The following is a 17,550-nucleotide window of genomic DNA, read 5'->3' as shown; positions in this document are numbered from 1 at the left end:
ACTATGTTTGCCAGCCCCAAGCCGGAATCCATGCCCATGACAAAGCCTGCGCAACGCTTCGCCGCACCCGCCATCGACAGCCTGCCCGACGACATCCGCACGCGCCTGCTCGCCGTGCAGGAAAAGAGCGGCTTCGTGCCCAACGTCTTCCTGACGCTGGCCTATCGCCCCGACGAATTCCGCGCCTTCTTCGCCTATCACGACGCACTGATGGAGAAGGACGGCGGGCTCACCAAGGCCGAGCGCGAGATGATCGTGGTGGCGACCTCGGCCGCCAACCAGTGCCAATATTGCGTGATCGCCCATGGCGCGATCCTGCGCATCCGCGCCAAGAATCCGCTGATCGCCGACCAGGTCGCGATCAACTACCGCAAGGCCGATATCACGCCGCGCGAGAAAGCCATGCTCGATTTCGCGATGAAGATTTCGACCGACGCACAGCGGATCGCCGATGAGGATTTTGCCGCATTGGCTCCGCATGGCTTCAGTAACGACGACATCTGGGACATCGCGGCGATCTCGGCCTTCTTCGCGCTGTCAAACCGTTTGGCGAATTTCACCGGCATGCGGCCGAACGAAGAATTCTATCTGATGGGCCGCCTGCCCAAGACTGAAAAGAAATGACCGAGCTCGACTGGCCCGAAATCCTGCTGCGCCTTGGCGTCGCGACGCTTGCCGGCAGCGCGATCGGTCTCAACCGCGATCTGCACGGCAATCCGATCGGGCTGAAGACGCTCGGCATCGTCAGCCTCTCCACCGCGACCGTGGTGCTGCTGGCACTGCAACTCTCCGAGCCCGGCAAGGTCATCGATGCCACCAGCCGGGTGATCCAGGGCATCCTCACCGGCATCGGCTTCCTCGGCGCTGGCGTGATCGTCCATGAAAGCGACCGATTTCGCGTCCGCGGTCTGACTAGCGCCGCCTGCACCTTCCTTGCCGCCTGCCTCGGTGTGGTCTGCGGCGCCGGGCAATGGAAGATCGTTGCAGTCTCGCTGGGGCTCGCCTTTGTGGTGCTCACGATCGGTCGCCGCATTGAGCATCACCTGCACCGGATGCTCGGAGGCAAGGACCAGCCGCACGAGGACACCAGGCAGACCTAGCGGCCTTTGCTCAAATCTTCCGCTCGCTTATTGGTCCGAAGCACCGATAATTACCGCGAAACTTCGCGGTTGTCGGCGATCCCGCGACCGTTCGAACCCGAGAGACACCATGGATAGCAGCACTCACGACCCCGGCAACGTCACGTTCGACTTCCGCGAACTGTCGGCGCGCGACAAATACAAGCTGCTGATCGGCACCGTCGTGCCGCGGCCGATCGCGCTGGTGACGACGGTCGATCTTCAAGGGAAGATCAACGCCGCGCCGTTCAGCTTCTTCAATTGCCTGTCGGCCGATCCGCCGATCCTTGCGCTCGGCGTCGAGAACCACCCGGACATGCGGTTCAAGGACACCGGCCTCAACATCCGGCTGACCGAGGTCTTCACCGTCAACATCGTCTCGCACGCCATTGCCGAAGCGATGCATGTCTGCGCCGTGCCGTTCGCGCCTGATCATGATGAACTCGAGGCTGCAGGCCTGACCGCCATGCCCGGCAAGACCGTGGCGTCACCCTGGATCAAGGAGGCGCCGGCGGCATTCGAATGTCGCCGCCATGTCACCCTCGAACTCGGCAAGTCGCGCCAGATCATCCTCGGCGAAATTCTGTTCGCGCATTACCATTCGGACGTCGTGGATGCCGAGCGCCTGCACATCGACCCGGCGAAGCTCGATGCCATCGCCAGGCTCGGCGGCAGCACCTGCTCCACCATTCGCGACCGTTTCGACATGGAGACACCGACGCTGGATGACCATTGGAGCCAGCGGCAGTCCTAGTTGAGGGTCGACAACGGGGTTCGTTGCTCCGCGAGCTCTATACTGCTCGCGAGCTCGGACCTCGAGCAAAGAGCGGCTCTCGCTCAAGGGGTGCGTTACAGCGCGCAGGCTTATAAGTTTTCGCATCGGAGGAACAATCGTGCCCTCTCCGCGTCTCGCGCGAAGGCGCCGGAACTAGCCGTCTGCCGGCTCTTCGACCTCGAGCGTGATCGAGATTTTCAGGCACGGCGCATGTTCGTCCTCGCGCACGTCGACGACGACCTGGTCGGCGCTGCCGGCCACGAATGCTTCGCGGGCGATGGATGCGCCGGTCAGCATCGCCTCCTTGCGGGCAACGTCGACACTGGCGAAATTCTGCCCATCCTCGTCGCGGATGAGACGGCTATCTTCATGGATGTCAAAATGAAAGCGCGGCATCCGGACCTCAAAGGGTTGGCGACTGATGGAGGTAACGGTCGTCGAAATCCGCCAGTTCCTGAAATTTTCGCTCATCGAGCACGGTGACCCGGCCGCGATTGAGTTCGACGATCCCCTCCTGGCGCAGCTGCCTGATCACCCGGTTGGCGTGAACCGCGGTGATCCCCAGGGCTTCGCCGATCTGCTCCTGGGTCAGCGGCATCTCGAAATTGCCGCCGTCGACGCGGCCTATCACCCTGAGACGTTCGCGCAGCTCTATCATGACGTGGGCGAGGCGCGCGGGCGCGGGGCGTTGGCCGACATTGACGATCCATTCGCGAAACATCGCCGCATCGATCAGCGTGTCGCGCCAGAACAGTTCGGCGATACCCGGGCGGCGGCGATGCAGCTTCTGCAGTGTCTCATGGCTGATGAAGCCGAGCGTCGCTGGCGTCAGCGTCGACAGATCATGGTCCATCACGTGCAGGAACAGGCTCATGAGATCGGGGATCTCGCCGGGAATGTGCAGCGAGAGGATCTGCCGCTTGCCGTTCGCGATCGTCTTGGAACGCGCGCAGAATCCGTCCGCAATCAGGCAACAATCGGTCGCCCGCTCACCGTCGCGCACGACCGCCGTCTCGGCCGGATAGTGCCGGACCGAGATCGGCAGCGCCTCGATTTCCTTGATGTCCTCGTCCGCGATTGCGGACGAGAGGCGCAGTCGCTCGATGAGCGCCGCGCGGATCGCGTCGCTGGGCACTGTGTTTGGCTCCGGTCATGGAGATGGAACTGTTAGCGCCGCAGCGCCGTCAGAACGGAAACCCGCGATCGCCTTGCCCGGTTCCAACAAAAGTTAAGGACGCGACTTGCCACCTCATGGTCTGCTTGGCCCTCGAAAGGGCAAATCATGACCAAGAAACGCAACCGTACGCGCCCCGCCCTGTCACTCCAGGAGCGCCTGAACAAGTTCACGGAAGACGCTCGCGCCGCAGCCCGAAACTTGCCGGCTGGCGCCGAGCGCCACGCGTTGCTGCAGAAGGCCCGCGACGGCGAAGCCGCTGCCGACATGGAGCGACTGCTCTCCTCGCCGGATCAGCAACATCTGAAGTAATTCCGCCGCGACGTTGCTTGCGGCGACGAAGCGCTACGCTGCTAGTGCTTCACCATCAACGGAAGCGCCGGCGCAAATCGCTCCTCAAACGTCAAAGTCCTCGCCTGGTGAACCGCAGCGAACGACGCCGAGATACCAGCTGAAGCGACTACGACCAAAGCAATTCCGAAAATCAGACGACGCATGTGAGCCTCCTGTATGAGCTCCACCACCCTACGTAAGTGGGCTGGTTCTGTTTCAGGACGGTTTCATCGGCGCGGAAAATGATTGCGTTCAAGCGGCTGTGATCCGATCCGGCTCACGGGACCGCATGTCGTAACCAACTAATCAGTGTCGTTGTCGTCAGACGGCGCGGGCGGTACCGGGAATTTTACGCCCGTGGTCACGATCGAGACTCGCAAGACGGCCGCGACAAGCAGGAGCTGCTCGCGTGCAGCGTCTTCGAGGAAGACTCACATGAAAATCGTCATTCAAAGGCTCAATGGACTGTGGCACCTCGTCGTCGGCTCGTATCGAATCCGCACGCCCTTCCTGGAGACCCAGGACCGCGCGCTGGTCGTGACATACGCCAGGCGTGCCTACCCCGGCGCCAAGATATTCCAGCGCGACTGATGCGAACGCTGCGCGCCTAATCGTCCGATGCCGGCCCGCACCAGCCGGGCAGGTAGATTGCGTCCTTGCTCTTGGCCGCGGCCAGCGCCTTCTCGAGTGCCTTGTCGAAATTGACGTCCACGGCCTTGCGCGTCAGCTTGCGGCGCAGGAAGTCGGCCCACAGAAATTCGGAGAACGGCGTGGTGTCCTTGGCGAAGCCACCCATGCGGCGGAGCTCGCCGGCGAGGCTGCGGAACGGATCGTCCTTGAGGTCGGCGACCGATTTCGGCAGATCTCGGAACGAGCGACGCTCGCCCTTGGAGTCGTAGGGATAGACCCAGCGCTTGTTGTCCATCACGCCCCAGAACGCCTCTTTCTCGACCATGCGAAGGTCGCCTACCACCGTCACCAGCACCTGTTTGATGCCCTCGTCGTGCAGCGCGCGGCCGAGATGGTGATGGTCGATCACGTAGTAGCGCCCGTCAGGTCCGGCGACGACGGGGATCATGTGGGTGCCGAGCAGGTCGGCCTGCTTCTTCTTGCCGTGCTCGCGCCAGCGCTTGCGCTTCTCCTTGACCTCGCGCATGCCGACCGTCATCTGCGTCGGCCGAAGCGACAGGATCGGTACCGGGTGCACTCTCGGCTCGCGCGCATTGGTCGTCATGATCGAGGGCCTCGTCTGGTTGCAGGCTGTCGTCCGGGTTCCCGATTATGCCATGGGTCTTGCGACGGCAACATGCGTTCGAGGCGACAAGCGCGATCTGACCCGCAGTGTTGCGGCGCAACCCCAGAGGTCCCCTGATGCCGGGATGACAACCGGGCCCGTGATGGAGCGCTTCTGTCCTGGACGATCATGCGAACGCGCAATACACGTGCGCGTTGAGAAGATTTTCTGCACCCCCGATGTCGCCTATGCTATCTAAAAATCGCTGCTTCGGAGTAATCCCCGCCCCATGAAATCCCAGCGGCCCATAACCTCGGACGACGAGCACCGGGTGCTCCAGTTCAGGCCGCGCACGACGCCCTCTCCGGCGATTCATCGGGGCAGCGGTGTCGTCCAGAAGCTGCATGCAGCGACGCCCGAGCCGCTCGACCTGTCGCGCTACGAGCAGCCCCGCGCCGAGCCCGACGATTTCCGGCATCGCATGCTCGCCAATATCGCCGCGCTTGCCTTCACCATCGCCTTGACTGCGATCGGGATCTGGCTTGCGGTCAGCATCGCCGATTTGCGCCGCACCCAGGATTGCGTCCTGATGGGCCGACGCGACTGCGTCAAGATCACGACGCCACACATCTAGGCCCGGCCTGTCCAGGCAGGGCCTGGAGCCCGTAGCCTGCCCGCGGCGGGTTATCCCCGGCTGGGGCCTTGCTGACAGGCATCCCCAGGCCTGTCCACGGCCCTGTCCGGCTCCATTGAACTCAGGGCGGCGCTCCGATATACGGGCTCTCGACCCATCCAGAGGGGGGTTTGAGGGCGTCATCAGGGGCGCGATGCCCACCCACCGTGCCACTCTGGGAAATCTGAAAAATACCCGCAATATATCAAAGGCTTAGTGATGTCTTCCACATTCGATCAGGTCGCTACGATCATCGCTGAAACCTGCGACATCCCGCGCGACACGATCACGCCGGATAGCCATGCCATCGATGACCTCGGCATCGACAGCCTCGATTTCCTGGACATCGCGTTCGCGATCGACAAGCAGTTCGGCATCAAGCTACCGCTGGAAAAGTGGACCCAGGAAGTCAACGACGGCAAGGCGACCACCGAGCAGTATTTCGTGCTGAAGAACCTGTGCGCGCGCATCGACGAGCTGGTTGCCGCCAAGGGCGCGAGCGCCTAATCGGGCGGCCATGCAACTCGAATACTTCCACATGATCGATCGCATCGTCGACCTCAAGGTCGACGAGAAGACGATCGTCGTCGAGGCCCAGGTCCCCAAGGAGAGCACCATCTTCGAGGGGCACTTCCCGGGCTATCCCCTGATGCCCGGCGTGCTGCTGATCGAATCGATGGCGCAGGCCTCGGGCTTTCTCCTGCTTGGCGTTCTGAAGTTCGAGCGCATGCCGATTCTCGCCGCCGTGAAGGAAGCCAAGGTGCGCGGCTCGGTGTTTCCAGGCGACCTCATGACGCTCGAAGCAAGCGTCGCTCATGAGGGCTCGGGCTATGCGATGACCGAGGCGAAGATCCGGGTTGGCGGCAAGCTGCGTGCGAATTCGACGCTCACCTTCACGCTGATCCCGTTCCCCAATTCGGATATGCGCGGATACATGGACGCTGTCGCAGCCCGCGTCGGCTTTCCGCAACAGGCCGTTTCGCCATGACTGACACCGCCTCGAAGCCGGGCCAGACCGAAGTCTGGATAACCGGCATTGGTCTTGCCACCTCGCTCGGCGAAGGACTCGACGCCAACTGGGCTGCGCTCCAGGAAAAGCGCATCAATGTCGACGAGAAGGGCTTTGCGCCCTTCATCGTGCACCCGTTGCTGCCTGTAAGCTTCGACAGCCAGATCCCGAAGAAGGGCGACCAGCGCCAGATGGAAGCCTGGCAGCGCATTGGCGTCTATGCGGCGGGCCTCGCGCTCGACTCGGCCGGCATCAAGGGCAACAAGGACATCCTGTCGAAGATCGACATGGTGGTGGCCGCCGGCGGCGGCGAGCGCGATCTCAACGTCGACACCGGCGTGCTGAACGCCGAAGCCAAGGGCGCCAATGCGCCGGGCTTCCTCAACGAGCGGCTGATGAGCGATCTCCGGCCGACGCTGTTTCTGGCCCAGCTCTCCAATCTGCTCGCCGGCAACATCGCCATCGTCAACGGTCTCGGCGGCACCTCGCGCACCTTCATGGGCGAAGAGGTAGCGGGCGCCGATGCGCTGCGCATCGCGCTGTCGCGCATCGCCTCGGGCGAGAGCGACATTGCGCTGGTCGGCGGCTCGCATAATGGCGAGCGCAAGGACCTGCTGGTCCTCTACGAATTCGGCGACTTCAACCTGAAGGACAAGTTCGCTCCCGTGTGGGCGCGCAAGGACCACGCCGGCTTCGCGCTCGGCTCGGCCGGTGCCTTCCTGGTCCTGGAGTCGAAAGCGCATGCAGAAGCGCGCGGCGCCAGGCCGTACGCGAAGCTTTCGAGCGTCGTGACCGATCTGGCCCGGCGCAAGCAGTCCGGCGACATGGAAGCGACGCTGGAGAAGCTCTGGGACAAGCTGCCCAAGCGCGACGGCAAGGGCGCGATCATCTCGGGCGCATCGGGCGCAGAGCCGGCGACTTCAGAGGAGCGCGACTTCCTAAAGAAGCACGCCGACTTCCCGGTGCGCGCGACCGGTACGATGTTCGGGCACACCATGGAAACGCAGTTCCCGCTCGGGATTGCGCTCGCGGCGCTCTCGATCTCGCGTGGCGCGCTGTTCCCGCCGAACGATTCGACCGGGACCGAGATTGAAATGCAGGGGGCGCCCACCCAGATTGTCGTGGTGGGAGCCGGACACTGGCGCGGCGAAGGCATGGCGCTGGTCGAGGCAATTGACTAGCTCTGGCGGGGGATCGACATGACTGCACCACGCGACAAACTCGGGCGTCCCGTCGTCGTCGTCACCGGCATGGGCATCATGACCTCGCTCGGCGCCGGCAAGGCAGACAATTGGGCCAAGCTCGTCGCCGGCGAATCCGGCATCCGCACCATCACGCGCTTTCCGGTCGATGGCCTGAAGACCACGATGGCCGGCACCGTCGATTTCGTCAGCGTCGATCCGTTCTCCTCGACCGGTCTCTCCGAGCGGATGGCTGAGCTTGTGACAGAAGAAGCGCTCGAGCAGGCCGGCATCGGCAACAAGGCTGATTTCCCGGGTCCCCTCTTCCTCGCGGTTGCGCCGGTCGAAGTCGAATGGCCGCAGCGCCGCGAGCTCGGCCGCGCCGTCGGCGCGCCCGACTTCACCTATGACGATTTGCTGCGCATCTCCGGCGGCGGCAAGTACAGCGCCTATCATCACCGCTTCATGTTCGGCTCGGTCGCAGCTCACCTCGCCGAGACCTTCGGCACCAAGGGCTCGCCGATCTCGCTGTCGACGGCCTGCGCATCCGGCGCGACCTCGATCCAGCTCGGCGTCGAGGCGATCCGCCGCGGCGAGACGAATGCGGCGCTGTGCGTCGCCACCGACGGCACCGTGAATCCGGAAGCCTTGGTGCGCTTCTCGCTGCTCTCGGCGCTGTCGACCCAGAACGATCCGCCGCAGGCGGCCTCCCGCCCCTTCTCCAAGAACCGCGACGGTTTTGTCATGGCCGAAGGCGCCGGCGCCCTGGTGCTCGAAAGCTATGAGGCGGCCACGGCGCGCGGCGCCAAGATTCTCGGCGTGATCGCCGGCTGCGGCGAGCTCACCGACTCCTTCCATCGCACCCGCTCCTCGCCCGACGGCAAGCCGATCATCGGCTGCATGAACAAGACGCTGGCTGATGCCGGCATGACGCCTGACCAGATCGACCACATCAACGCGCACGGCACCGCGACGCCCGAGAACGACAAGATGGAGTTCAACACGACCTCGGCCGTGTTCGGCGATCTCGCGCAGAAGATTCCGGTCACCTCCAACAAGTCGATGGTCGGCCACACCATCTCGGCCGCCGGTGCGGTCGAGGCGATCTTCTCGCTGCTGACGCTCGAGCATCAGCGCATTCCGCCGACCATCAACTACGAGACGCCGGATCCCACGATCCTGTTCAACGTGGTCGGCAACAAGGCGCGCGACGCTCGCGTCACCGCTGTGATGTCGAACTCGTTCGGCTTCGGCGGCCAGAACGCCTCGCTGATCCTGACCCGCGAACCGGCCTGACCGGACGCAGCATGGCGCTGATTTCTATCAGCACGAAGATTCGCGCGCGGAATGCAGCCAAATCGATCGCCGGAGGCCTGATCGGCGCCGCCACGGTCGGCATGCTGCGCACCACGCGCTATTTCGACCCGGTCAAGACCTCGGACTTTTTCGCACGCGTCACCAAGCTGATCGGGCCGCGCCTGCGCGAGCATCGCATCGGCCGCGCCAACCTCACCGCGGCCTTTCCGGAAAAATCGCCGGAAGAGATCGAACAGATCCTGATGGGCGTGTGGGACAATCTCGGCCGCGTCGGCGCCGAGTTCGCCCATATCGACCATGTCTGGGATTACGATCGCGAGCATCCGGAACGCAGCCGGATCGAGCTGCCCAAGCGCACCATCGAGATCTACGACCGGATCAGGGACGACGGCAAGCCGGCGCTGATCTTCGCCGCGCACCTTGCCAATTGGGAATTGCCCGCGCTCGCCGCGCCCGCACATGGGCTCGATGCGGCGATCCTCTATCGCCGGCCGAACATCGCCTCCGCCGACCGCATCATCCAGGAGATGCGCCAGGTCAACATGGGCACGCTGATTCCCGCGGGCCGCGACGCACCCTTGCGGCTCGGACAGGCGCTCAGGGACGGCAAGCACGTCGCCATGCTGATCGACCAGTATCTGACCGGCGGCGTCGAAGTCACCTTCTTCGGCCGCAAGACCCGCGCCAACCCGACGCTGGCGCGCCTGCTCCGCCAGGTCGAATGCCCCATCCACGGCGTGCGCGTCATCCGCCTGCCCGGCTTCCGCTTCCGCACTGAGCTGACGGAAGAGATCCAGCCGGTGCGCGACGCCGAGGGCAAGATCGACATCCAGGGCACGACGCAGGCGATCACCAACGTCGTGGAAGGCTGGGTGCGCGAGCATCCCGAGCAGTGGCTCTGGCTGCATCGCAGGTGGCGGTAGGCGCTGCCTTTACGCTCCCTTACCTTCCCGTCTTCACCTTGGTCCAGAGCCGGTTGATGACGCGCTGGGTGGCCGGATCGCGCGCCGTGATGACGAACAGCTTTGAGAGCGTCGCCTCATCGGGATAGATGTTCTTGTCGTTGAGGATCTTTGGATCGACCAGCTTTTGGCTAGCGAGATTGCCGTTGGCGTAGGACAGGAAGTCCGAGTTCTTGGCGGCAACGTCGGGGCGGTAGAGATAGTTGATCAGCTCGTAGGCCTCCTTGACGTTCTTGGCATCCGCTGGGATCGCCAAATTGTCGAAGAACATCTGCGCGCCTTCTTTCGGGATCGTGTAGCCGATCTCGATGCCGCTCTTGGCTTCGGCTGCACGGGCGCGCGCCTGCATGATGTCGCCGGACCAGCCGACCACGAAACAGATCTCGCCGGTCGCGAGCGCGCTCAGATATTCGGACGAATGAAACTTGCGTACGGACGGGCGAACCTTGGCGACGACGTCGGCAGCCTTCTCCAGGTCGGCCTGCTTGGTCGAGTTCGGATCGAGCCCGAGATAGCTCAGCGCCGCCGGAAAGATATCGTCGGCGGAGTCGAGCATGTGCACGCCACAGTCTTTGAACTTGGCGAGGTTCTCCGGCTTGAACACGATCTCCCAGCTTTCGATCTTGGCATCAGGCCCGAGGATCTGCTTCACCTTGGCGACGTTGTAGCCGATGCCCGTCGTACCCCACATGTAGTTCGCGGCGAATTCGTTGCCGGGATCGTAGGTCGCGAGATTCTTGGTCACCATCGGCCAGGCATTGTCGAGGTTCGGCAGCTTCGACTTGTCGAGCTTCTGGAAGATGTTCGCCTTGATCTGGCGCTGCAGGAAATAGGCGGTGGGCACCACGACGTCGTAGCCGGACTTGCCGGCCATCAGCCGCGTCTCCAGCGTCTCGTTGGCATCGAAGGTGTCGTAGACCACCTTGATGCCTGTCTCCTTGGTGAAGGCCTCAAGGACGTCGGGCGCCATGTAGTTCGACCAGTTGTAGAAGTTGACGACGCGCTCCTCGGCGCCCGCCCCCTGCGAGAGGAACGTCAGCGCTGCGGCGATCGCGAAACCAAGGCAAAACCTGGAGCGGCTGACGTTCGTCATCTCGGTCTACCTCTTGCGTCCGCGTATCGCGTCCGACAGCCGCTCCAGCGCGGTGTCGAGGGTCTGGTCCTTCTTGGCAAAGCAGAAGCGCACCACCGAGGTCACCGGGTCCTGCTCGTAGAACGCCGAGACCGGGATCGCGGCGACCTTGTAGTCTTTGACGATCCGCCAGCAGAACTCGGCATCGCTCTCGTTGAGCCCAAGCGGCGACAGGTCGACGGTGAGGAAGTAGGTCCCTTGCGACTTCAACACGGGGAAGCCGAGGCTCTCCAGCCCCTTGGTCAGGCGGTCTCGGCTCCGCGTCAGGTCTTTCCGCATCGACAGGAAGTAGTCGTCGGGCTTGCCGAGGCCGTAGGCGACGGCGGCCTGCAAGTTCGGCGCGGTGGTGAAGGTCAGGAACTGGTGCACCTTGGCGGCGACCCGCAGCAGCGGCGGTGCAGCGCAGACGAAGCCGATCTTCCAGCCGGTCAGCGAGAAGATCTTGCCGGCCGAGCCGACTTTGATGGTGCGCTCGCGCATGCCGGGGATGGTGATCAGCGGGATGTGCTTGTGCTCGTCGAAGGTGACGTGCTCCCAGACCTCGTCGCAGATCGCGATGACGTCGAACTCCTGGCAGTAGCGCGCCAAGAGCTCGAGGTCCTCGCGCGGATAGACCACCGCGGACGGATTCAAGGGATTGTTGAACAGTACCGCCTTGGTCTTTGAATTGAAGACGCTTTTCAGCATGTCCTCATTCAGCCGCCAGCCCGGCGGCTCGAGCCTCACCAGCCGCGGAATGCCGCCGGCCTGGCGGATGATCGGCAGGTAGGAATCATAGACCGGCTGGAAGCAGACCACCTCGTCGCCGGGCTGCACCACCGCCAGGATCGCCGAGGTCAGCGCCTCGGTGCCGCCAGAGGTGACCATCACCTCGCTCATCGGATCGAGCTTCAGCCCGTGCCAATGGCCGTAATGGGTGGCGATCGCCTGGCGCAGTTCCGGGATACCCATCATCGACGGGTACTGGTTGTAGCCGTTCAGGGAGGCGTCGGCCGCGGCGCGGCGGATGTCCTCGGGGCCGGGATCATCAGGAAAACCCTGGCCGAGATTGATGGCATTGTTGTCGCGCGCGGCCTGCGACATCGCCTCGAAGATAGTGACCGGAAGGTCGGCGAAGACCTTGTTCAGCGAAGAGCTCTTGGTCATCGCGACGTTAGCCACCGACCTTGCTGGGGAGACCCGCCGCCTTCCAGCCGAGCATGCCGCCGGCCAGATGCTTGTCGTAAGGCAGGCCTGCAGCCTGGGCGGCGAGTGAGGCGGTCACCGAGCGCTTGCCGGAGCGGCACGCAAACACGACCTCCTTGCCTTGGGGATCGGGGATCGCCTTGGGATCGAAGGTCGAGAGCGGCACGACCACGCCGTGAGGGTAGGCCTCGGCCTCGACCTCGTTCGGCTCACGGACGTCGACGAGCAGATAGCGGCCCTCTGCGACACCCTTGGAAACCTCCTCGGGGGTCAGATCCTGTACTTGATTTGCCACATCATCCTCCAACGTCGCAGGGCTCGCGCCGGGGCGATCCCGGCGGCGGCAACCTCGCCTCTCGGCATGCGAAAATCAAGCGCTACAAAGGCTTGAGCTGCCTTGCGCAAGTTAAAGCTAAATCGCAGCGAGTTGAAGCGCGCTTTGAATCCAGGCCTAGATCGTGACCTGCGTGCCGACCTCGACGACGCGTCCCGAAGGGATCTGGAAATAGTCGGTGGCGTCGTTGGCGGAGCGGCTGAGCGAGATGAACAACCGGTCCTGCCAGCGCGGCATGCCCGAATGGACAGCGGGCTTGAGCGCCCGCCGTGACAGGAAGAACGAGGTCGACATGATGTCGAACTGCCAGCCGAGCTTGCGGGCGATCGCCAGGGCCTTCGGCACGTTGGGCGATTCCATGAAGCCGAACTTCAGCGTCACCTTGGAGAAGGTCGGGCTGATCGCCTCCAGTCGCACCCGCTCGGCCGGATCGATGCGCGGGGTCTGCGCAGTCTCGATGGTGAGAATGACATTCTTCTCGTGAAGCACTTTGTAGTGTTTCAGACTATGCATCAGCGCGGTCGGCGCGCTCAGGGGATCGCTGGTCAGGAACACCGCGGTTCCGGGCACCCGCTGCGGCGGCCGCTTCTCCAGCATCGCCACGAGGTCGGCCAGCGGGAATTCCAGCTTGCGCGACTTTTCGAACAGCAGCCGGCTGCCGCGCCGCCAGGTGTACATCATGATGATCATGAGCGAGCCAAGCGCGAGGGGCACCCAGCCGCCCTCGAACACCTTGAGCAGGTTGGCGGCGAGGAACGTCAGGTCGAGGAACAGGAACGGCGCGATCAGGGCGGCCGCCGCAAACGGCGACCACCGCCATACCTTCCAGATCACGACAAAGCCCATCATCGCCGTGACCACCATGGTTCCGGTCACGGAGATACCATAGGCCGAGGCCAGCGCGCTGGATGAGCGGAACAACAGCACCAACAGTACCACGGCAACCAGCAGCAGCTGGTTGATGCGTGGGATGAAGATCTGGCCGGAATGGGCTTCCGACGTATGGCGAATTTCAAAACGCGGCAGCAAGCCCAGCTGAATCGCCTGCCGCGTCAGCGAATAAGCGCCGGTGATGACGGCCTGGCTTGCGATCACGGTGGCGGCAGTCGCAAGCACGACCATGCCGCCGCGCATCCAGCCTTGCGAAAACAGTTGGAAGAACGGACTCTCGATCGCGGCGGGATCGGCGAGCACGAGCGCACCCTGCCCAAGATAGTTCAGCGCCAGCGACGGCAGCACGATGAACAGCCAGGCGGTCTGGATCGGCCGCTTGCCGAAATGGCCGAGGTCGGCATAGAGCGCCTCGGCACCGGTGACCGCCAAGAACACCGCGCCCAGCGTCACGAAGCCGATGATACCATGATGCAGCATGAAGGACACGGCGTAGAGGGGATTCAGGGCAAACAGCACCTGCGGCTGCTGGATGATCGGGTGGATTGCCGCCGCAGCGATCACCGCAAACCAGACGCACATGACAGGTCCGAAGAACGCCGCAACACGGGCGGTGCCGCGGGATTGCACGGCGAACAGGACCACCAGGATCACCACTGTCAGCGGAACGATATAGGGCTCGAACGTCAGGGTGACGTCCTTCATGCCTTCGATCGCTGACAGCACCGACAGTGCCGGCGTGATCACGGCATCGCCGTAAAACAGGGCGCCGGAGATGATGCCGAGCATGACAATGGTCGCCCCGCCGGTGCCGACCGCGCGCTGGGCCAGGGCCATCAGAGCCAGCGTGCCGCCCTCGCCGTTGTTGTCGGCGCGCAGGAGGATCACGACGTATTTGAGCGTCACCACGACAATGAGCGCCCACAGGATCAGGGACGCCACGCCGAGGACGGCCGCCGACGTCGGCGCGCCTTCCGCGCCGGACGCCGCAATCACCGCCTCGCGGAACGCGTAGAGCGGGCTGGTGCCGATATCGCCGTAGACGACGCCGATGCTGCCGAGCGTCAGCGCGCCAAAGCCGGCGGTGGTGTGGGCATCGCCATGCCCATTGGTCGCCGCCGTTTCCGGGGCGGGAACTGCTACGTCACTTGTCATGGGAGAGCCTGGTGGCCTCTAAAAATGCTTCACTGCACAACGGCTGAAGAGAGCGCGCGGCTTATAGTCCTGCGCTGCCGGCATAGCCTAGCCCGATTCTGGGCCCTTGGCATGCAAATTTCGCATGGGTCCGTCATTGCGTCCCAATTGCCGCCTCAGATGGTGACTTGGGTTCCGACTTCAACCACCCGACCGGTCGGAATCTGGAAATAGTCGGTGGCGTCATTGGCCGAACGGCTGAGCGCGATGAACAGATGGTCCTGCCAGAGCGGCATGCCTGATTGCGCCGAGGCCTTCAGCGAGCGCCGCGACACGAAGAACGACGTCGACATGATGTCGAACTGCCAGCCTTGCTTGCGCGCAATCGCGAGCGCCTTGGGCACGTTGGGCTGCTCCATGAAGCCGAAGCGCAGGCGGACCTTGGAGAACTTCTCGCTGATCTTCTCCATCTTGAAGCGCTCGGAGAGATCGACCCGCGGCGTGTGCCCGGTCTCGATCGTCAGGATCACGTTGTGCTCATGCAGCACTTTGTTGTGCTTGAGATTGTGCAGCAGCGCGGTCGGGACGAAAGCTGGGTCGCTAGTCAGGAATACCGCCGTGCCCTTGACGACGTGCGGCGGCCGCTTTTCCAGGCTGCGGATCAGATCGTCCAACGGCACCTCGATCCGGCGCGTCTTCTGGATCAGGATTCCCGAGCCGCGCCGCCAGGTCCAGATCGTCCCCGCCATCGCCGCACCGAACAGCAACGGGACCCAGGCGCCTTCGAGCAGCTTCAGCAAATTCGCGCTGAAGAAGGTGATATCGACCATGACGAAGGGCAGGATCACGACCGCCGCGGTCGCAGCCTTCCAGTTCCACAATTTCCAGATCACGACAAAACCCATGATGCCGTCGGCGACCATGGTGGTGGAGACCGCGATGCCATAGGCCGAAGCGAGATTGCTGGGTGTGTGGAACAACAGCACCAGCAGCATCACGCCGATCAGCAGCAGCCGGTTGACGCGCGGCAGATAGATTTGACCGGCGTGGGTCTCCGACGTGTAGCGCACCTCGAAGCGCGGCAGGAGACCGAGCTGCACGGCCTGATAGACCAGCGAATAGGCACCTGTGATCACCGCCTGGCTCGCGATGACGGTAGCAGCAGTCGCAAGCCCGACCAGCGGCAGCACCAGATGCTCGGGCACCATGCGATAGAATGAATGCTCGATCGCGCCCGGATTGGACAGCACCAGCGCGCCCTGCCCGAAATAGTTGATCAGCAGCGAGGGCAGCACAAAGAACATCCAGGCCGATTGAATCGGCTTGCGGCCGAAATGGCCAAGGTCGGCGTAGAGCGCTTCGCCGCCGGTCACAGCGAGAAACACGGCGCCAAGCGTCACCAGGCCGATCGTGCCGTGCGACAGCAGGAATTGCAGTGCGTAATAGGGATTGATCGCAGCCAGCACCGACGGGTCGTCGGCGATGTGAATGACGCCCAGCACCGCAAGACAGGCGAACCAGACCACCATCACTGGCCCGAAGGCCGAGGCGACCAGCGCCGTGCCCTTGCTCTGCACCGCAAACAGCAGCACCAGGATCAGCACCGTGAGTGGCACGACATAATGCTCGAATGCGGGCGTCGCGAGCTTGAGTCCGTCGACCGCTGACAGCACCGAGATCGCCGGCGTGATCATGGAATCGCCGATGAACATCGAGGCGCCGACCACGCCGAGGGCGAGCAGGAACCAGCTCCGCCGCCCCAGCGCGCGTTGGCCGAGTGCCATCAAAGAGAGTGTGCCGCCCTCCCCGTTATTGTCGGCGCGCAACAACAGCAACACGTATTTGGCAGTGACGACGATCAGGAGCGCCCACAGGATCAGCGACAGCACGCCGAGCACCATCAGCCGCGTCACCGGCGCGCCGTGAGCTGCGCCCCTCACCGCCTCATGAAACGCGTAGAGTGGCGAGGTGCCGATGTCGCCGAAGACGACGCCGATGCTCCCGAGCGTCAGGGCCCAAAAACCTGATGTGACCGGCCCCTCCTGGGTCTCGGTCTGTGTGATGCTCGCCGTCATGAGAGTGGAAAACGCTTCGTCCCTGGAATTGATCCGGCGCCTTTCGACGCTTCGGGTACGCCTGTCAATCGGCCCACCACCATAGCAGGGGCCGCGGCAGATGCTGTGACGGAGCAGCCACGCTCGCCGTCATCGCGACCGGCCGCTCTCAGGTAAAATAGTAACGTAAGGCGATTAGGGCTTCAAGTTCGGCGGCAGCGGCGGATCTTCGCGCATCAGGGTGATGGTCACGCGGCGATTCGCCGCGAGCGATGGATCGTCCGGGAACAACGGCTGGGTGTCCGCCTTGCCGGAGACGGAAAAGATGTGCGACGGCGGCAGGCCCTCGCGCTCCAGGATCTGGCGCACCGCGTTGGCGCGATCGGCCGACAGGTCGAAGGCACCATAGTCGCTGCGTGTCGGCACGAAGCCCGCCGCGGTGTGGCCGGCAATGGAGACGCGCAAGGGTGTGGCCTTGAGCGGGACCGCGAGCTTCTCGATCAGGCGCCGGGTGCGATCATACGGCACCTTGGATCCGTCCGCGAACATCGAGCGGCCGTCCTGGTCGACGATCTCGAGATTGAGGCCCTGCTTGGTCTCCTCGAACATGATGTGCTTGGACATCTCGGTCAGTTCCGGCATGTCCTGCAGCGCCTGGCGCAGCGAGGCCGCGGCCAGTGCAAAATTGCGATCGATCTTCATCTTCGCGCCCTGCGTGCGGTCGCGATCTTCCTGGTCCGGCGTCGGCGTGTTGGAAGCGTCCTCGGGCTCGATGTGGTCGACGTTCTTCAGCCGCGGCCGGGTCGGCAGACCGTCCGACTCGACGATGCCGGCATAGCGCGCTTCGCTTTGGACGCCGAACGCATCCCGCATGGAGCCCGCGACGACCTTCAGCTTATTGGCATCCTGCGTCGAGAACGCCACGAGCATCACGAAGAAGCTCATCATCAGGCCCATCAGGTCGGCGAAGGTCACGAACCAGCCGTGACCGCCTCCATGTGAGTCGCCGCGCTTCTTCTTGGCCATATCTCAAAATCCCGGCGG

Annotated in this window: 20 protein-coding genes; 11 read left to right on the top strand and 9 right to left on the bottom strand. The window is 63.7% G+C overall.

Translation table 11 applies throughout. From position 1 onward, the window contains the following. The first annotated feature begins 36 nt into the window (after positions 1-36). The 3 genes from XI06_RS10480 (at position 37) to XI06_RS10470 (ending at position 1,872) form a co-directional block, all read left to right on the top strand. Entirely contained in the window at positions 37-624 is a 588-nt protein-coding gene (locus tag XI06_RS10480) for a peroxidase-related enzyme (protein WP_237858708.1), read from the top strand. Next, on the top strand, positions 621-1,100 hold the full coding sequence (locus XI06_RS10475) for an MgtC/SapB family protein (RefSeq protein WP_237869595.1): 480 nt from the start codon (positions 621-623) through the stop codon (positions 1,098-1,100). The genes XI06_RS10480 and XI06_RS10475 overlap by 4 nt, the downstream gene beginning before the upstream one ends. A 109-nt stretch (positions 1,101-1,209) precedes the next feature. Then, positions 1,210-1,872, top strand: a complete 663-nt coding sequence (locus tag XI06_RS10470; protein WP_237858713.1) for a flavin reductase family protein — start codon at positions 1,210-1,212, stop codon at positions 1,870-1,872. A 174-nt stretch (positions 1,873-2,046) separates the two neighbouring features. Here the strand turns inward: XI06_RS10470 and XI06_RS10465 are convergent, their stop codons facing one another. Both XI06_RS10465 and XI06_RS10460 read right to left on the bottom strand, forming a co-directional pair. Continuing rightward, entirely contained in the window at positions 2,047-2,289 is a 243-nt protein-coding gene (locus XI06_RS10465) for a DUF6894 family protein (RefSeq protein ID WP_237858714.1), read from the bottom strand. Between the two features lie 7 nt (positions 2,290-2,296). Continuing rightward, positions 2,297-3,028 carry a Crp/Fnr family transcriptional regulator gene (locus tag XI06_RS10460; protein WP_237858717.1) on the bottom strand — a complete coding sequence of 244 codons (732 nt, stop codon included), beginning with the start codon at positions 3,026-3,028 and terminating at the stop codon, positions 2,297-2,299. A 147-nt stretch (positions 3,029-3,175) separates the two neighbouring features. On the opposite strand from XI06_RS10460, the gene XI06_RS10455 reads away from it, so the two are divergent. Both XI06_RS10455 and XI06_RS10450 read left to right on the top strand, forming a co-directional pair. Then, positions 3,176-3,379 carry a hypothetical protein gene (locus tag XI06_RS10455; RefSeq protein WP_237869598.1) on the top strand — a complete coding sequence of 68 codons (204 nt, stop codon included), beginning with the start codon at positions 3,176-3,178 and terminating at the stop codon, positions 3,377-3,379. A 456-nt stretch (positions 3,380-3,835) separates the two neighbouring features. Next, positions 3,836-3,991, top strand: a complete 156-nt coding sequence (locus tag XI06_RS10450; protein WP_237858720.1) for a hypothetical protein — start codon at positions 3,836-3,838, stop codon at positions 3,989-3,991. Between the two features lie 16 nt (positions 3,992-4,007). Here the strand turns inward: XI06_RS10450 and XI06_RS10445 are convergent, their stop codons facing one another. Continuing rightward, entirely contained in the window at positions 4,008-4,634 is a 627-nt protein-coding gene (locus XI06_RS10445; protein ID WP_237858722.1) for a ParB-like protein, read from the bottom strand. Between the two features lie 289 nt (positions 4,635-4,923). Here XI06_RS10445 and XI06_RS10440 point away from each other — a divergent pair, with 289 nt between their 5' ends. From XI06_RS10440 to XI06_RS10415, 6 genes are all read left to right on the top strand, one after another. Beyond that, on the top strand, positions 4,924-5,268 hold the full coding sequence (locus tag XI06_RS10440; protein ID WP_237858724.1) for a hypothetical protein: 345 nt from the start codon (positions 4,924-4,926) through the stop codon (positions 5,266-5,268). Between the two features lie 258 nt (positions 5,269-5,526). Further along, positions 5,527-5,814, top strand: coding sequence for an acyl carrier protein (locus tag XI06_RS10435; RefSeq protein WP_007592476.1), 288 nt, complete (start codon positions 5,527-5,529; stop codon positions 5,812-5,814). 10 nt (positions 5,815-5,824) lie between these two features. Beyond that, the gene (locus tag XI06_RS10430; protein WP_237858726.1) at positions 5,825-6,295 is read left to right on the top strand and encodes a 3-hydroxyacyl-ACP dehydratase FabZ family protein; all 471 of its coding nucleotides are present in this window, start codon (positions 5,825-5,827) and stop codon (positions 6,293-6,295) included. Beyond that, on the top strand, positions 6,292-7,497 hold the full coding sequence (locus XI06_RS10425) for a beta-ketoacyl-ACP synthase (RefSeq protein ID WP_237869600.1): 1,206 nt from the start codon (positions 6,292-6,294) through the stop codon (positions 7,495-7,497). The genes XI06_RS10430 and XI06_RS10425 overlap by 4 nt, the downstream gene beginning before the upstream one ends. An 18-nt stretch (positions 7,498-7,515) precedes the next feature. Beyond that, entirely contained in the window at positions 7,516-8,793 is a 1,278-nt protein-coding gene (locus XI06_RS10420) for a beta-ketoacyl-ACP synthase (RefSeq protein ID WP_237858730.1), read from the top strand. Positions 8,794-8,804: 11 nt separating this feature from the next. Beyond that, entirely contained in the window at positions 8,805-9,737 is a 933-nt protein-coding gene (locus XI06_RS10415; RefSeq protein WP_237858732.1) for a lipid A biosynthesis lauroyl acyltransferase, read from the top strand. Between the two features lie 19 nt (positions 9,738-9,756). Here the strand turns inward: XI06_RS10415 and XI06_RS10410 are convergent, their stop codons facing one another. The 6 genes from XI06_RS10410 to XI06_RS10385 form a co-directional block, all read right to left on the bottom strand. After that, complete coding sequence (locus tag XI06_RS10410) at positions 9,757-10,869, bottom strand: polyamine ABC transporter substrate-binding protein (RefSeq protein WP_237869603.1); 1,113 nt, start codon at positions 10,867-10,869, stop codon at positions 9,757-9,759. Positions 10,870-10,875: 6 nt separating this feature from the next. After that, complete coding sequence (locus XI06_RS10405) at positions 10,876-12,054, bottom strand: aminotransferase (RefSeq protein WP_237858736.1); 1,179 nt, start codon at positions 12,052-12,054, stop codon at positions 10,876-10,878. Between the two features lie 7 nt (positions 12,055-12,061). After that, the gene (locus XI06_RS10400) at positions 12,062-12,388 is read right to left on the bottom strand and encodes a rhodanese-like domain-containing protein (protein WP_237869604.1); all 327 of its coding nucleotides are present in this window, start codon (positions 12,386-12,388) and stop codon (positions 12,062-12,064) included. 156 nt (positions 12,389-12,544) lie between these two features. Then, the gene (locus tag XI06_RS10395) at positions 12,545-14,473 is read right to left on the bottom strand and encodes a potassium transporter Kup (RefSeq protein ID WP_237869605.1); all 1,929 of its coding nucleotides are present in this window, start codon (positions 14,471-14,473) and stop codon (positions 12,545-12,547) included. Between the two features lie 155 nt (positions 14,474-14,628). Continuing rightward, positions 14,629-16,527 carry a potassium transporter Kup gene (locus XI06_RS10390; protein ID WP_237858740.1) on the bottom strand — a complete coding sequence of 633 codons (1,899 nt, stop codon included), beginning with the start codon at positions 16,525-16,527 and terminating at the stop codon, positions 14,629-14,631. 174 nt (positions 16,528-16,701) lie between these two features. Continuing rightward, positions 16,702-17,532: an OmpA/MotB family protein gene (locus XI06_RS10385; RefSeq protein WP_237858741.1), complete on the bottom strand. Its 831-nt coding sequence runs from the start codon at positions 17,530-17,532 to the stop codon at positions 16,702-16,704. Positions 17,533-17,550: the final 18 nt, after the last annotated feature.

It is taken from the genome of Bradyrhizobium sp. CCBAU 11434 (assembly GCF_028128895.1).
Lineage (GTDB): Bacteria > Pseudomonadota > Alphaproteobacteria > Rhizobiales > Xanthobacteraceae > Bradyrhizobium > Bradyrhizobium zhengyangense.
Note: the sequence above shows the minus strand (reverse complement) of the source record. Positions and strands in the feature narration are given on the sequence as shown.

What these genes read in the sequence shown, in the direction of transcription:
- XI06_RS10480 (WP_237858708.1), top strand. Translation starts at nt 37, where the DNA reads ATGACAAAGCCTGCGCAACGCTTCGCCGCACCCGCCATCGACAGCCTG.
- XI06_RS10475 (WP_237869595.1), top strand. Translation starts at nt 621, where the DNA reads ATGACCGAGCTCGACTGGCCCGAAATCCTGCTGCGCCTTGGCGTCGCG.
- XI06_RS10470 (WP_237858713.1), top strand. Translation starts at nt 1,210, where the DNA reads ATGGATAGCAGCACTCACGACCCCGGCAACGTCACGTTCGACTTCCGC.
- XI06_RS10465 (WP_237858714.1), bottom strand. Translation starts at nt 2,289, where the DNA reads ATGCCGCGCTTTCATTTTGACATCCATGAAGATAGCCGTCTCATCCGC.
- XI06_RS10455 (WP_237869598.1), top strand. Translation starts at nt 3,176, where the DNA reads ATGACCAAGAAACGCAACCGTACGCGCCCCGCCCTGTCACTCCAGGAG.
- XI06_RS10450 (WP_237858720.1), top strand. Translation starts at nt 3,836, where the DNA reads ATGAAAATCGTCATTCAAAGGCTCAATGGACTGTGGCACCTCGTCGTC.
- XI06_RS10445 (WP_237858722.1), bottom strand. Translation starts at nt 4,634, where the DNA reads ATGACGACCAATGCGCGCGAGCCGAGAGTGCACCCGGTACCGATCCTG.
- XI06_RS10440 (WP_237858724.1), top strand. Translation starts at nt 4,924, where the DNA reads ATGAAATCCCAGCGGCCCATAACCTCGGACGACGAGCACCGGGTGCTC.
- XI06_RS10435 (WP_007592476.1), top strand. Translation starts at nt 5,527, where the DNA reads ATGTCTTCCACATTCGATCAGGTCGCTACGATCATCGCTGAAACCTGC.
- XI06_RS10430 (WP_237858726.1), top strand. Translation starts at nt 5,825, where the DNA reads ATGCAACTCGAATACTTCCACATGATCGATCGCATCGTCGACCTCAAG.
- XI06_RS10425 (WP_237869600.1), top strand. Translation starts at nt 6,292, where the DNA reads ATGACTGACACCGCCTCGAAGCCGGGCCAGACCGAAGTCTGGATAACC.
- XI06_RS10420 (WP_237858730.1), top strand. Translation starts at nt 7,516, where the DNA reads ATGACTGCACCACGCGACAAACTCGGGCGTCCCGTCGTCGTCGTCACC.
- XI06_RS10415 (WP_237858732.1), top strand. Translation starts at nt 8,805, where the DNA reads ATGGCGCTGATTTCTATCAGCACGAAGATTCGCGCGCGGAATGCAGCC.
- XI06_RS10410 (WP_237869603.1), bottom strand. Translation starts at nt 10,869, where the DNA reads ATGACGAACGTCAGCCGCTCCAGGTTTTGCCTTGGTTTCGCGATCGCC.
- XI06_RS10405 (WP_237858736.1), bottom strand. Translation starts at nt 12,054, where the DNA reads ATGACCAAGAGCTCTTCGCTGAACAAGGTCTTCGCCGACCTTCCGGTC.
- XI06_RS10395 (WP_237869605.1), bottom strand. Translation starts at nt 14,473, where the DNA reads ATGACAAGTGACGTAGCAGTTCCCGCCCCGGAAACGGCGGCGACCAAT.
- XI06_RS10390 (WP_237858740.1), bottom strand. Translation starts at nt 16,527, where the DNA reads ATGACGGCGAGCATCACACAGACCGAGACCCAGGAGGGGCCGGTCACA.
- XI06_RS10385 (WP_237858741.1), bottom strand. Translation starts at nt 17,532, where the DNA reads ATGGCCAAGAAGAAGCGCGGCGACTCACATGGAGGCGGTCACGGCTGG.